Genomic DNA, 12,585 nt, shown 5'->3' on the forward strand with positions numbered 1-12,585 from the left:
GGGGGGGTTAACGACCGGTCGCGCCCTGGAGGAGGCTCTGGGTCTTTTCCTTATGCTTTTTGAGTTGGCGATCCAGCTTGTCGGTCAGCAGGTCAATCGCGGCATACATGTCTGTGTGCTCTGCGTTGGCAACCACTTCTCCGCCGGGGATATGCAGCGTGGCTTCGATTTTCTGCAGCAGCTTCTCGACGTTCATCGTGACTTGCACGTTGGTGATCTTGTCGAAATGCCTCTCCAATCGGTCGAGTTTTTCGCCGATGTAGGTGCGCAGGGGTTCGGTCACTTCCAGTTGGTGTCCACTGATGTTGACTTGCATACAGCTTCTCCTTCGTTGCCAGTGCATAAAGCGGCAGGCAGAAATGCCTGCCACTGGAACGCTGTGGCGTGGCCTGTTACATCAGCCGCTTGCGTTCGCTCGAAGGCGCGATCCCGAGGGATTCGCGGTACTTGGCGACGGTACGGCGGGCCACCTGAATGCCTTGTGCCTCCAGTAAACCAGCGATCTTGCTGTCACTCAACGGCTTTTTCTGATTTTCCGCGGCCACCAGTTTTTTGATGATCGCGCGGATGGCCGTGGACGAGCATTCGCCGCCTTCGGAGGTGCTGACATGGCTGGAGAAAAAGTATTTCAATTCATAGATGCCCCGGGGGGTATGCATGAATTTTTGGGTGGTCACCCGGGAAATCGTCGATTCGTGCATGCCCACCGCTTCGGCAATGTCATGCAGGACCAATGGTTTCATCGCTTCATCGCCGTACTCCAGGAAGCCGCGCTGGTGCTCGACGATCTGGGTGGCTACTTTCATCAGGGTTTCGTTGCGGCTTTGCAGGCTCTTGATGAACCAGCGGGCTTCCTGCAACTGGTTGCGCATGAAGGTGTTATCGGCGCTGGTGTCGGCGCGCTTGACGAAACCGGCGTACTGGGCATTGACCCGCAGCTTGGGCACCGACTCCTGGTTGAGCTCCACCAGCCAGCGATCGTTGTGCTTGCGCACGATCACGTCGGGGACCACGTACTCAGGCTCGGTGGATTCGATCTGCGAGCCGGGGCGCGGGTTGAGGCTCTGCACCAGCTCGATGACCTGGCGCAGTTCATCTTCCTTGAGCTTCATGCGACGCATCAATTGGCTGTAGTCGCGACCGCCCAGCAGGTCGATGTAATCGGTGACCAGTCGCTTGGCTTCGGCCAGCCATGGCGTCTTGGCGGATAACTGGCGCAATTGCAGCAACAGGCACTCGCCCAGGTTGCGGGCGCCGATGCCGGCCGGTTCGAATTGCTGGATGCGATGGAGAACGGCTTCGATCTCGTCCAGCTCGATGTCGAGCTCGGGGTCGAAGGCTTCGAGGATTTCTTCGAGGGTCTCGTCCAGGTAGCCCTGGTTGTTGATGCAATCGATCAGCGTCACGGCGATCAGGCGATCGGTGTCGGACATCGGCGCCAGGTTCAGTTGCCACAACAGGTGGCTTTGCAGGCTCTCACCGGCAGAGGTGCGGGTGGTGAAGTCCCACTCGTCGTCATCGCTGCTGGGCAGGTTGCTGGCGCTGGTCTGGTAGACATCTTCCCAGGCCGTGTCCACGGGCAGCTCGTTGGGAATGCGTTCGTTCCATTCGCCATCCTCGAGGTTGTCCACCGTCGGGGCGGCTTCCTGGTAGGACGGTTCCGGGATCTCGGTGTTGGGCTTCTGCTCGACGTTGTCGGCCAGCGGGTCTGTGTTATCGAAGTCGTCGCCTTCTTCCTGGCGTTCGAGCATCGGATTGGACTCCAGGGCCTCCTGGATTTCCTGTTGCAGGTCCAGGGTCGACAATTGGAGCAGGCGGATGGCCTGTTGCAGCTGCGGTGTCATCGTCAGCTGCTGGCCCATTCTCAAGACTAGCGATGGTTTCATGGCAGGGGCTTAACACCTTATTCGCCGGCGCACATGCGCCATCCACTACAGGGCGCCGGAGCGCCAAACTTAAGCAAATTATATGCCTGAAACTGAAGTGTTTGCCTAGAGCGTCGCCATAATAAAATTAAACGACGCCCGGGCAATTCGCCAGACACGTGTGCTTACAGGCGGAACTCATGGCCCAGGTACACTTCCTTGACCAGGTCATTGGCCAGGATCGCGGCGGAGTCACCTTCGGCGATCAATTGGCCGTCATTGACAATGTAGGCGGTTTCGCAGATGTCCAGGGTCTCGCGCACGTTGTGGTCGGTGATCAGCACACCGATACCCTTGGCCTTGAGGTGATGGATGATCTGCTTGATGTCGCCCACCGAAATCGGGTCCACGCCGGCGAACGGTTCGTCGAGCAGGATGAACTTCGGTGCGGTGGCCAGGGCGCGGGCGATTTCCACACGACGCCGTTCACCACCCGACAGGCTCATGCCCAGGTTGTCGCGAATGTGGCTGATGTGGAATTCCTGTAGCAGGCTTTCCAGTTCCTGGCGACGGCCGGCCTTGTCGAGTTCCTTGCGGGTCTCGAGGATCGCCATGATGTTGTCGGCTACCGACAGTTTGCGGAAGATCGACGCTTCTTGCGGCAAATAGCCGATACCTGCCTTCGCCCGGCCGTGCATCGGCTGGTGGCTGACATCCAGGTCGTCGATCAACACGCGCCCCTGATCGGCCTGGACCAGGCCGACGATCATGTAGAAGCAAGTGGTCTTGCCCGCGCCGTTAGGACCGAGCAGGCCAACGATCTGGCCGCTGTCGATGGACAGGCTGACATCACGCACTACTTGACGGCTCTTGTAGCTCTTGGCCAAGTGCTGAGCTTTCAGAGTTGCCATTACTGGGCCTTCTGCTCGTCGGTTTTCTTTTTCGGCTGGATCACCATGTCGATGCGCGGACGCGACTCGGTCACCTTGCTACCGGTGGCGCGACCGGCACTGGCCAGCTTCTTGACCGTGTCGTAGACGATTTTCTCGCCCTGGGTAACGTTGTTGTCCTTGTCGACGACCTTGGCGCGGTCGATCAGGACCACGCGATCCTGGGAGGCGTGGTACTGGATGGTCACCCCGTAGCCCTGGACGGGCTTAGTGTCGCCCACGGTTTGCATCTGCTCGAAATAGGCCAGGTTGCCCACCGAAGTCACCACATCGATATCGCCAGCTGGGGTGCGGGTGATGGTCACGGTGTTGCCGGTGACCTTCATCGAGCCCTGGGTGATGATCACGTCGCCTTTATAGGTGGCGACGCCATTCTTGTCGTCGAGTTGGGCGTCGTCGGCCTGGATGCGGATAGGCTGGTCGCGGTCGTTGGGAAGAGCCCAGGCGCTCGCGCTTCCCAGTGCTGCGCCCAGACTGAGCAAAATAGGGAGGGTTTTAGCGAGCTTCATACTGTCCTCTTACGTTCGATAGCAGGTGTATCCTGCTTTCCTTCAAATACGCTTTCATTCCCGTGCCGGTCGATACACCCCCGGCGCCGTCGATTCTAACGGGTTGCTCGGTCTGCGCATATTCTTGCTGTGGGAATACGGTCATGCGTGTGCTGGTGATGATGGTCGTGCGGTTTTTCTCGTCGGTTCGGGCAACGCGTACCGAGTCGATCAGTTCCACTTCGGTGCCGCCGGAATTGACTTCGGCGTGCTCGCTCTGCACATGCCACGGGAATTCGGTGCCGCGGAACATGTTCAGGTCCGGTTTGGTGACCAGCGTAATGTCAGTGGCCTTTACGTGGTCGACCTTGTCGGACGTCATCTCATATTGCACTTTGCCGTCGGGCAGGTACTGCAGGGTATGGGTGTTGGTCGCATACCAGTCGATCCGCTCCTCGACCTGGGGTGTAGTTTGGTCGAGAAACCGTTCGGGGCTGATGTTCCAATAGCCCACCGCGGCGAAAATCGCCGCGATACAGGCAAACACCACAATGGTGCGAATCTTTTTGCTCAGCATAAATGGCTCACAGGTACGTGGCGTTGGCCGCTTCGAGGCGGCCCTGGGCGCGCAGGATCAGTTCACAGAATTCGCGGGCCGCACCTTCGCCGCCTCGCGCCGTGGTGACGCCGTGGGCGTGCTCGCGGACGAAGCTGGCCGCATTGGCGACCGCCATGCCCAGGCCGACCCGGCGAATTACCGGCAGGTCCGGCAGGTCGTCACCGAGGTAGGCCACCTGTTCATAGCTTAGGTTGAGTTGACCCAGAAGCTCGTCCAGCACCACCAGTTTGTCCTCGCGCCCTTGGTAAAGGTGCGGGATGCCGAGGTTCTTCGCGCGCCGCTCGACCACTGGGGTCTTTCGGCCGCTGATGATAGCGGTCTGTACGCCGGCGGCCATCAGCATCTTGATGCCCTGGCCATCGAGGGTGTTGAAGGTCTTGAATTCGCTACCGTCTTCGAGGAAGTACAGGCGACCGTCAGTCAGCACGCCGTCCACATCGAACACGGCCAGCTTGATGGCTTTGCCCCGTTGCAACAGGTCTGTGTTCATTTACATGACTCCCGCACGCAGCAAATCGTGCATGTTCAGGGCGCCCACCGGACGGTCGTCGTCGTCGACGACCACCAGGGCGCTGATCTTGTGGTCTTCCATGATTTTCAGGGCCTCGGCGGCGAGCATCTCGGCGCGGGCAGTCTTGCCGTGAGGCGTCATGACTTGCTCGATGGTCGCGCTATGAATGTCGATGGTGCGGTCCAGGGTGCGGCGCAGGTCGCCGTCGGTAAAGATCCCGGCGAGCTTGCCGTCGGTCTCCAGGACTACGGTCATGCCCAGTCCCTTGCGGGTCATTTCCATCAACGCGTCCTTGAGCAGCGTGCCGCGCAGTACCTGTGGCAATTCCTGGCCGGCGTGCATCACGTTTTCGACTTTCAGCAACAGGCGACGGCCAAGGGCGCCACCGGGGTGGGAAAAGGCGAAATCTTCGGCGGTGAAACCCCGGGCTTCCAGCAGCGCCACGGCCAGTGCATCGCCCATGACCAGCGCCGCGGTGGTGGAGGAGGTCGGCGCCAGGTTCAGCGGGCAGGCTTCGTGTTCGACATGGACGTTGAGGTTCACTTCGGCGGCCTTGGCCAGCGGCGAGGCGGGGTTGCCGGTCACGCTGATCAACTGGATGCCCAGGCGCTTGATCAGCGGCAGCAGGGTGATGATCTCATTGGTGGAGCCGGAGTTGGACAGGGCCAGGATGACGTCGTCCCGGGTAATCATGCCCATGTCCCCGTGGCTGGCTTCGGCCGGATGGACGAAAAAAGCCGTGGTGCCGGTGCTGGCGAGGGTGGCGGCGATCTTGTTGCCGATGTGCCCGGACTTACCCATGCCGACCCCGACCACGCGGCCCTTGCTGGCCAGGATCATCTCGCAGGCGCGTACGAAATCAGCGTCGATATGGGGCAGCAAGCCTTGCACGGCTTCGAGCTCTAGGCGGATGGTACGTTGTGCCGATTGAATCAGGTCGCTGGATTGGCTCATGTCAGAAATCGTATAGCCCGATGAAAAGGCGGCGATTATAGCGGCAATGAACAATTCCCTCACGTAAGTTCGTCATGCTTTGTTCGAGGGGCCGCAACGATTGACATAAAATGTGGCTTTTTCCTTAAGCCAGGCTTAACGGGCGGGGCGTTGGCCTTGGGCGCTTGGCTGTTGCAGTGATATAGTTCGCCGCCGGTTCGCGTGCCCGGCGGTACCGGCGCTTGTCGGCTGCCCGGGGCATTTGAATGTGAGGCTGCATCGCAAGGAGTTTAGATGAGTGCCGACAACGCCTACGCGGTCGAGCTGAAGGGACTGTCCTTCAAGCGAGGGACGCGCAGCATTTTCAATGACATCGATATTCGCATACCACGGGGCAAGGTCACCGGCATCATGGGGCCGTCCGGGTGTGGCAAGACCACGTTGCTGCGGCTGATGGGGGCACAACTGCGCCCCAGCGCCGGCGAAGTCTGGGTCAATGGCCAGAATCTTCCCCAATTGTCTCGCAGCGACCTGTTCGATGCGCGCAAGCACATGGGCGTACTGTTCCAGAGCGGCGCGCTGTTTACCGACCTTGATGTGTTCGAGAACGTGGCGTTCCCACTGCGAGTCCATACCGACCTGCCGGAAGAGATGATTCGCGACATCGTCCTGCTCAAGTTGCAGGCCGTCGGGCTGCGCGGGGCCATCGACCTGATGCCGGACGAACTGTCCGGCGGCATGAAGCGTCGCGTCGCCTTGGCGCGGGCGATTGCCCTCGATCCGAAGATCCTTATGTACGACGAGCCCTTCGTCGGCCAGGACCCGATCGCCATGGGCGTGCTCGTGCGCCTGATCCGCCTGCTCAACGATGCGCTGGGCATCACCAGTATCGTGGTCTCCCACGACCTGGCCGAAACCGCCAGCATTGCCGACTACATCTATGTGGTTGGCGACGGCCAGGTGCTGGGGCAGGGCACACCGCAGGAGCTGGCGGATTCGGACAACCCGCGCATTCGCCAATTCATGAAGGGTGATCCGGACGGGCCAGTGGCGTTCCATTTTCCGGCCACGGATTACCGTACCGATCTGCTGGGGAAGCGCTGATGCGCAAGAAATCACTATTGGAAAGAATTCGCCTGTTCGGCCGCTCCGGCATCGACGTGGTGGCAGTACTGGGCCGTTCCTCGCTGTTTTTGATGCACGCCTTGCTCGGTCGCAACTCGACGGGCGGCGGTTTTGGCCTGCTGGTCAAGCAGTTGCACTCGGTGGGCGTGATGTCCCTGGTGATCATCGTGGTCTCCGGGATTTTCATCGGCATGGTGCTGGCGCTGCAGGGCTTCAGCATTTTGTCCAGCTACGGTTCGGAGCAGGCGGTGGGGCAGATGGTTGCCCTGACACTGCTGCGCGAGCTCGGCCCCGTGGTGACCGCGTTGCTGTTCGCCGGGCGGGCCGGCTCGGCGCTGACGGCTGAAATCGGTAACATGAAGTCCACCGAACAGCTGTCGAGCCTGGAAATGATCGGTGTCGACCCGCTCAAGTACATCATTGCCCCGCGCCTGTGGGCCGGCTTCATTTCCCTGCCGGTGCTGGCGATGATTTTCAGCGTCGTGGGGATCTGGGGCGGTTCCTGGGTGGCCGTCGACTGGCTGGGGGTCTATGAGGGTTCCTATTGGGCCAACATGCAAAACAGCGTCGATTTCCTCGACGATGTCCTCAATGGCGTGATCAAAAGTGCCGTGTTCGCGTTCGTCGTGACCTGGATCGCCGTGTTTCAAGGCTATGACTGTGAGCCCACTTCAGAGGGGATCAGCCGTGCCACAACCAAGACCGTGGTGTACGCCTCGCTGGCGGTCCTGGGCCTCGACTTTATTCTGACCGCCTTGATGTTTGGAGATTTCTGATGCAAAACCGCACCCTGGAAATCGGTGTCGGCCTTTTCTTGCTGGCTGGCATCCTGGCTTTGCTGCTGCTGGCCCTGCGGGTCAGTGGATTGGCGCCGACGGCAAGCACCGATACTTATAAACTTTATGCAAACTTTGACAATATCGCCGGTTTGACGGTCAGAGCCAAGGTGACCATGGCCGGTGTGACCATCGGCAAGGTCACGGCAATCGATCTTAACCGCGAGGATTTCACCGGTCGGGTGACGCTGCAGCTGGAAAAGCGCGTGGACAACCTGCCGACTGACTCCACTGCATCTATCCTCACGGCCGGGCTGCTGGGCGAGAAATACATTGGCATCAGCGTGGGTGGGGAAGACACCGTGCTCAAGGACGGCGGCGTCATCCATGACACGCAGTCGTCCCTGGTGCTCGAGGACCTGATCGGTAAATTCCTGCTCAATACCGTTAGCAAAGACGCCAAATGAGGAGCTTTTGAATGATCTCTATCTTGCGACGTAGCCTGTTGGTGCTGCTCGCGGCGCTGCCGTTGATGGCCAACGCCGTGGCCGCGCCTTCGGCCCATGACATCATCCAGGACACGACCACCCGGTTGTTGGCGGACCTTGCCGCCAATAAAGAGAAATACAAGCAGGACCCCAGCGCCTTCTATGACGCGCTGAACGGCATCGTCGGCCCGGTGGTGGACGCCGATGGCATCTCCAAGAGCATCATGACCGTCAAGTACTCGCGCAAGGCAAGCCCGGCGCAGATGACCCGCTTCCAGGAGAACTTCAAACGCAGCCTGATGCAGTTCTATGGCAACGCCTTGCTGGAATACAACAACCAGGGCATCACCGTTTCCCCGGCCAAGGACGAAAGCGGCACCCGCACCAGCGTCGACATGCAGGTCAAGGGCAACAACGGCGCGGTCTACCCTGTGTCCTACACACTCGAGAAAATCAACGGCGAGTGGAAGGTGCGCAACGTGATCATCAATGGCATCAACATTGGCAAGCTGTTCCGCGATCAGTTCGCCGACGCGATGCAGCGCAACGGCAACGACCTGGACAAGACCATCAACGGTTGGGCCGGTGAAGTCGCCAAGGCCAAGGAAGTGACCGAAGAAGCCAAAGAGAACCAGGAACAATGATCGAGTCGGTGAGTGAGTCGGCCGTTCGTCTGGGCGGGGCTGGTGAGCTGCTGCTCAGTGGCGTGCTGGACTACCGCACCGGCCCGGCCTTGCGCAAGCAGGGCCAGGCGCTGATCAAGTCCGTCGGCGCCGCCGAGGGTGGTCATTGACTGCTCGGCGGTGCGCAAGTCCAGCAGTGTCGGCTTGTCGCTGCTGCTGTGCTTCATGCGGGACGCCAAGGCGGCCGGCAAAACGTGGAGCATCCGTGGGATGCCCGAAGACATGCGCGAAATAGCCCAGGTCAGCGAGCTGACCGAGCTGTTGGCGCACTCCTGACCCACATCGTTGGAAAAGTCCCCCCGTCAGAGTCCTGCTTCGCGGGGTTCGCAGGCGCGGGGCTTTTTTGTATGATGTGCGACCCGCGCGCACAGGGCGCCGATTGAGGTTGAGCATGCAGGCTGTAGAAGTGAAGAGCTTCCTTGAAGGAAAGCTGCCTGGTACGCAGGTGGAAGTTGAAGGCGAAGGCTGCAACTTCCCAGCTGAACGTAATCAGCGATGAACTGGCGGCATTGAGCCCAGTGAAGCGTCAGCAGAGCATCTATGCCCATTTGAACCCATGGATTGCCGATGGCAGCATCCACGCGGTCACGATGAAATTTTTCAGCAGCGCGGCCTGGGCCGAGCGCACCTGAGCCCAAGGGCCTCGAGATTCTTATGGATAAACTGATTATTACCGGCGGCGTTCGTCTTGATGGCGAAATCCGTATTTCCGGGGCAAAGAACTCCGCCCTGCCCATCCTGGCTGCGACCCTGCTGTGCGATGGTCCTGTGACCGTGGCCAACCTGCCGCACCTGCACGACATCACCACGATGATCGAGCTGTTCGGCCGCATGGGCATTGAGCCTGTGATCGACGAGAAGCTCAGCGTCGAAATCGACCCACGCACCATCAAGACCCTGATCGCCCCGTACGAGCTGGTGAAGACCATGCGTGCGTCGATCCTGGTACTGGGCCCGATGGTCGCCCGTTTCGGTGAAGCCGAAGTCGCCTTGCCTGGCGGTTGCGCCATTGGCTCGCGTCCGGTGGACCTGCACATCCGCGGCCTGGAAGCCATGGGCGCGGTAATCGACGTCGAAGGCGGCTACATCAAGGCCAAGGCGCCGAAAGGCGGCTTGCGCGGCGCGCACTTCTTCTTCGATACCGTCAGCGTGACCGGTACCGAGAACATCATGATGGCCGCTGCACTGGCCAAGGGCCGCAGCGTGCTGCAAAACGCCGCCCGCGAGCCTGAAGTGGTCGACCTGGCGAACTTCCTGATCGCCATGGGTGCCAAGATCAGCGGCGCCGGCACCGACACCATCACCATCGATGGCGTCGAGCGCCTGCACTCGGCCACCTACAAAGTGATGCCGGACCGGATCGAAACCGGCACCTACCTGGTGGCTGCTGCCGTCACCGGTGGCCGCGTCAAGGTCAAGGACACCGATCCGACCATCCTCGAAGCCGTCCTGGAAAAACTCAAGGAAGCCGGTGCCGAAGTCACCTGTGGCGAAGACTGGATCGAAGTGAACATGCACGGCAAACGGCCCAAGGCCGTCAACGTGCGGACCGCTCCGTACCCGGCGTTCCCGACCGACATGCAGGCGCAGTTCATCTCCCTCAACGCCATTGCCGAAGGCACCGGCGCAGTGATCGAGACGATCTTTGAAAACCGCTTCATGCACGTCTACGAACTGCACCGCATGGGCGCCAAGATCCAGGTCGAAGGCAACACAGCCATCGTCACCGGCACCGAGAAGCTCAAGGGCGCGCCAGTGATGGCCACCGACCTGCGGGCTTCGGCCAGCCTGGTGATCTCGGCCCTGGTTGCCGAAGGCGATACCCTCATCGACCGCATCTACCACATCGACCGTGGCTACGAGTGCATCGAAGAAAAACTGCAGATGCTCGGCGCCAAGATCCGCCGCGTGCCGGGCTAGTTCCGGCTGCATGGGCATAAGGATGTGCCCGTTGATTTCGTTTCAGGTCGAGGGTGTTTGCACCCTCGATGTGTGTCCGGCGCCGCTTGCGACCGGGCATGAGTACCTTGATAAGGACTGACGTTTCCCATGTTGACCATCGCACTGTCCAAGGGCCGCATCCTTGACGACACCCTGCCGCTTCTGGCTGAAGCGGGCATCGTGCCGACCGAGAATCCGGACAAGAGCCGCAAGCTGATCATCCCCACGACCCAGGCCGACGTGCGCTTGCTGATCGTGCGTGCCACCGACGTGCCGACCTACGTGGAACATGGCGCCGCCGACCTGGGCGTCGCCGGTAAAGACGTGCTGATGGAATACGGCGGCCAGGGCCTGTACGAGCCCCTGGACCTGCGGATCGCCCGCTGCAAGCTGATGACCGCCGGTAAAGTCGGCGCGCCGGAGCCCAAGGGGCGTCTGCGGGTGGCGACCAAGTTCGTCAACATTGCCAAGCGTTATTACGCCGAGCAGGGCCGTCAGGTCGACATCATCAAGTTGTACGGTTCGATGGAGCTGGCGCCGTTGATCGGCCTGGCGGACAAGATCATCGACGTGGTCGACACCGGCAACACCCTGCGGGCCAACGGCCTGGAGCCCCAGGATTTCATCGCTGACATCACCTCCCGGCTGGTCGTCAACAAGGCGTCGATGAAAATGCAGCATGCCCGTATCCAGGCTTTGATCGATACCCTGCGCAAGGCAGTGGAATCGCGACACCGCGGCTGATCCACCTGCGCGACCTTGAGTCGCGCCCGTCTATCCGTGTCATAGCCAATTTTCTCAGGTGCCCACGCGAATGGACTGGTAGCTTAGGGCGCCTGAGCATTTGCCATTAATGAGGCCCTCGCTATGACCGCTCCCACTTCGATTCGCCGACTCAACGCTGCCGACCCGGATTTCGCACATCATCTGGATCATCTGCTGAGCTGGGAAAGTGTGTCTGACGACTCGGTCAATCAGCGGGTGCTGGATATCATCAAGGCCGTGCGCGAGCGTGGCGACGCCGCCCTGGTGGAATTCACCCAGAAATTCGATGGCCTGCAAGTGGCGTCCATGGCCGATCTGATCCTGCCGCGCGAGCGCCTGGAACTGGCCCTGACCCGGATCACCGTACCCCAGCGCGAAGCCCTGGAAAAAGCCGCGTCGCGGGTGCGTGATTATCACGAAAGGCAGAAACAGGATTCCTGGAGCTACACCGAGGCCGACGGCACGGTGCTGGGCCAGAAAGTCACACCGCTGGACCGCGCCGGTCTGTACGTACCGGGCGGCAAGGCGTCCTATCCGTCCTCGGTGCTGATGAACGCCATTCCGGCCAAGGTTGCTGGCGTGACCGAGGTGGTCATGGTCGTCCCGACCCCGCGGGGTGAAATCAACGAACTGGTGCTGGCCGCCGCCTGCATCGCTGGCGTGGACCGGGTGTTCACCATCGGTGGCGCCCAGGCCGTTGCCGCGCTGGCTTATGGCACGGAAAGCGTGCCGAGGGTCGACAAAGTGGTCGGCCCGGGCAACATCTATGTCGCCACTGCCAAGCGCCACGTGTTCGGCCAGGTCGGCATCGACATGATCGCCGGCCCGTCGGAAATCCTCGTGGTGTGCGATGGCCAGACCGATCCGGACTGGATCGCCATGGACCTGTTTTCCCAGGCCGAGCACGACGAAGACGCCCAGGCGATCCTGGTCAGCCCGGACGCCGAGTTCCTCGACAAGGTCGCCGCCAGCATCGACAAGCTGTTGCCGACCATGGACCGCGCCGAGATCATCAACACCTCGATCAATGGTCGTGGGGCGCTGATCAAGGTCGCCGACATGGCGCAGGCCATCGAGGTCGCCAACCGCATCGCGCCGGAGCACCTGGAATTGTCGGTCGCCGATCCGCAGGCCTGGTTGCCGCAGATCCGCCACGCCGGTGCGATCTTCATGGGCCGCCACACCAGCGAAGCCCTGGGTGACTATTGCGCAGGTCCCAACCACGTGTTGCCGACTTCCGGCACCGCGCGCTTCTCGTCGCCGCTGGGGGTGTATGACTTCCAGAAACGTTCGTCGATCATTTTCTGCTCCGAGCAGGGTGCTTCCGAACTGGGCAAGACCGCCTCGGTGCTGGCCCGTGGCGAATCGCTGAGCGCCCACGCCCGCAGTGCCGAGTACCGCATTCTTGACGAGAATTCCATTAAAGGGCAGGGGAACTGAA

Annotated in this window: 14 protein-coding genes and 2 pseudogenes; 9 read left to right on the plus strand and 7 right to left on the minus strand. The window is 60.9% G+C overall.

From position 1 onward, the window contains the following. Positions 1 to 7: 7 nt before the first annotated feature. The 7 genes from hpf to PSH84_RS09195 form a co-directional block, all read right to left on the minus strand. A complete protein-coding gene (gene hpf / locus PSH84_RS09165; protein WP_003178005.1) occupies positions 8 to 316 on the minus strand; it encodes a ribosome hibernation-promoting factor, HPF/YfiA family in 309 nt (102 codons plus the stop codon). Between the two features lie 76 nt (positions 317 to 392). Further along, on the minus strand, positions 393 to 1,886 hold the full coding sequence (locus PSH84_RS09170) for an RNA polymerase factor sigma-54 (RefSeq protein ID WP_122568875.1): 1,494 nt from the start codon (positions 1,884 to 1,886) through the stop codon (positions 393 to 395). Between the two features lie 164 nt (positions 1,887 to 2,050). Further along, positions 2,051 to 2,776 carry an LPS export ABC transporter ATP-binding protein gene (lptB, locus tag PSH84_RS09175; protein WP_018614004.1) on the minus strand — a complete coding sequence of 242 codons (726 nt, stop codon included), beginning with the start codon at positions 2,774 to 2,776 and terminating at the stop codon, positions 2,051 to 2,053. After that, positions 2,776 to 3,324 (minus strand): lipopolysaccharide transport periplasmic protein LptA, encoded by a 549-nt coding sequence (gene lptA, locus PSH84_RS09180; protein WP_122568874.1) that lies wholly within the window; start codon positions 3,322 to 3,324, stop codon positions 2,776 to 2,778. Before lptA ends, lptB begins: the two co-directional genes overlap by 1 nt. Further along, on the minus strand, positions 3,311 to 3,880 hold the full coding sequence (gene lptC, locus PSH84_RS09185; protein ID WP_122568873.1) for an LPS export ABC transporter periplasmic protein LptC: 570 nt from the start codon (positions 3,878 to 3,880) through the stop codon (positions 3,311 to 3,313). The genes lptA and lptC overlap by 14 nt, the downstream gene beginning before the upstream one ends. Positions 3,881 to 3,887: 7 nt before the next feature. Beyond that, positions 3,888 to 4,412, minus strand: a complete 525-nt coding sequence (locus PSH84_RS09190; protein ID WP_305482678.1) for a KdsC family phosphatase — start codon at positions 4,410 to 4,412, stop codon at positions 3,888 to 3,890. Further along, positions 4,413 to 5,387 carry a KpsF/GutQ family sugar-phosphate isomerase gene (locus PSH84_RS09195; RefSeq protein WP_305482679.1) on the minus strand — a complete coding sequence of 325 codons (975 nt, stop codon included), beginning with the start codon at positions 5,385 to 5,387 and terminating at the stop codon, positions 4,413 to 4,415. Positions 5,388 to 5,660: 273 nt separating this feature from the next. On the opposite strand from PSH84_RS09195, the gene PSH84_RS09200 reads away from it, so the two are divergent. The 9 genes and pseudogenes from PSH84_RS09200 to hisD all read left to right on the plus strand — a co-directional run bounded on the left by PSH84_RS09200 (position 5,661) and on the right by hisD (position 12,584). Beyond that, complete coding sequence (locus PSH84_RS09200) at positions 5,661 to 6,470, plus strand: ATP-binding cassette domain-containing protein (protein WP_092205009.1); 810 nt, start codon at positions 5,661 to 5,663, stop codon at positions 6,468 to 6,470. Beyond that, positions 6,470 to 7,267, plus strand: coding sequence for a lipid asymmetry maintenance ABC transporter permease subunit MlaE (gene mlaE / locus PSH84_RS09205; protein WP_079302654.1), 798 nt, complete (start codon positions 6,470 to 6,472; stop codon positions 7,265 to 7,267). The genes PSH84_RS09200 and mlaE overlap by 1 nt, the downstream gene beginning before the upstream one ends. Further along, entirely contained in the window at positions 7,267 to 7,734 is a 468-nt protein-coding gene (gene mlaD, locus PSH84_RS09210) for an outer membrane lipid asymmetry maintenance protein MlaD (protein ID WP_003178020.1), read from the plus strand. The genes mlaE and mlaD overlap by 1 nt, the downstream gene beginning before the upstream one ends. An 11-nt stretch (positions 7,735 to 7,745) precedes the next feature. Then, positions 7,746 to 8,399 (plus strand): MlaC/ttg2D family ABC transporter substrate-binding protein, encoded by a 654-nt coding sequence (locus tag PSH84_RS09215; protein WP_122568870.1) that lies wholly within the window; start codon positions 7,746 to 7,748, stop codon positions 8,397 to 8,399. 8 nt (positions 8,400 to 8,407) lie between these two features. Next, positions 8,408 to 8,714 (plus strand): annotated as a pseudogene (locus PSH84_RS09220) (STAS domain-containing protein). A gap of 115 nt (positions 8,715 to 8,829) precedes the next feature. Further along, positions 8,830 to 9,070, plus strand: a pseudogene (locus PSH84_RS09225) (BolA family protein). 22 nt (positions 9,071 to 9,092) lie between these two features. Continuing rightward, positions 9,093 to 10,358, plus strand: a complete 1,266-nt coding sequence (murA, locus tag PSH84_RS09230) for a UDP-N-acetylglucosamine 1-carboxyvinyltransferase (RefSeq protein WP_122568869.1) — start codon at positions 9,093 to 9,095, stop codon at positions 10,356 to 10,358. 129 nt (positions 10,359 to 10,487) lie between these two features. Next, positions 10,488 to 11,123, plus strand: a complete 636-nt coding sequence (hisG, locus tag PSH84_RS09235) for an ATP phosphoribosyltransferase (protein WP_053118502.1) — start codon at positions 10,488 to 10,490, stop codon at positions 11,121 to 11,123. Between the two features lie 123 nt (positions 11,124 to 11,246). Continuing rightward, positions 11,247 to 12,584: a histidinol dehydrogenase gene (hisD, locus tag PSH84_RS09240; RefSeq protein WP_305482680.1), complete on the plus strand. Its 1,338-nt coding sequence runs from the start codon at positions 11,247 to 11,249 to the stop codon at positions 12,582 to 12,584. The last annotated feature ends 1 nt before the right edge of the window (position 12,585 follow it).

This window comes from Pseudomonas beijingensis (assembly GCF_030687295.1).
GTDB classification, from domain to species: Bacteria; Pseudomonadota; Gammaproteobacteria; order Pseudomonadales; family Pseudomonadaceae; genus Aquipseudomonas; species Aquipseudomonas beijingensis.

What these genes read in the sequence shown, in the direction of transcription:
- hpf (WP_003178005.1), bottom strand. Translation starts at nt 316, where the DNA reads ATGCAAGTCAACATCAGTGGACACCAACTGGAAGTGACCGAACCCCTG.
- murA (WP_122568869.1), top strand. Translation starts at nt 9,093, where the DNA reads ATGGATAAACTGATTATTACCGGCGGCGTTCGTCTTGATGGCGAAATC.
- PSH84_RS09195 (WP_305482679.1), bottom strand. Translation starts at nt 5,387, where the DNA reads ATGAGCCAATCCAGCGACCTGATTCAATCGGCACAACGTACCATCCGC.
- hisG (WP_053118502.1), top strand. Translation starts at nt 10,488, where the DNA reads ATGTTGACCATCGCACTGTCCAAGGGCCGCATCCTTGACGACACCCTG.
- mlaE (WP_079302654.1), top strand. Translation starts at nt 6,470, where the DNA reads ATGCGCAAGAAATCACTATTGGAAAGAATTCGCCTGTTCGGCCGCTCC.
- mlaD (WP_003178020.1), top strand. Translation starts at nt 7,267, where the DNA reads ATGCAAAACCGCACCCTGGAAATCGGTGTCGGCCTTTTCTTGCTGGCT.
- lptC (WP_122568873.1), bottom strand. Translation starts at nt 3,880, where the DNA reads ATGCTGAGCAAAAAGATTCGCACCATTGTGGTGTTTGCCTGTATCGCG.
- PSH84_RS09200 (WP_092205009.1), top strand. Translation starts at nt 5,661, where the DNA reads ATGAGTGCCGACAACGCCTACGCGGTCGAGCTGAAGGGACTGTCCTTC.
- PSH84_RS09190 (WP_305482678.1), bottom strand. Translation starts at nt 4,412, where the DNA reads ATGAACACAGACCTGTTGCAACGGGGCAAAGCCATCAAGCTGGCCGTG.
- PSH84_RS09170 (WP_122568875.1), bottom strand. Translation starts at nt 1,886, where the DNA reads ATGAAACCATCGCTAGTCTTGAGAATGGGCCAGCAGCTGACGATGACA.
- hisD (WP_305482680.1), top strand. Translation starts at nt 11,247, where the DNA reads ATGACCGCTCCCACTTCGATTCGCCGACTCAACGCTGCCGACCCGGAT.
- lptA (WP_122568874.1), bottom strand. Translation starts at nt 3,324, where the DNA reads ATGAAGCTCGCTAAAACCCTCCCTATTTTGCTCAGTCTGGGCGCAGCA.
- PSH84_RS09215 (WP_122568870.1), top strand. Translation starts at nt 7,746, where the DNA reads ATGATCTCTATCTTGCGACGTAGCCTGTTGGTGCTGCTCGCGGCGCTG.
- lptB (WP_018614004.1), bottom strand. Translation starts at nt 2,776, where the DNA reads ATGGCAACTCTGAAAGCTCAGCACTTGGCCAAGAGCTACAAGAGCCGT.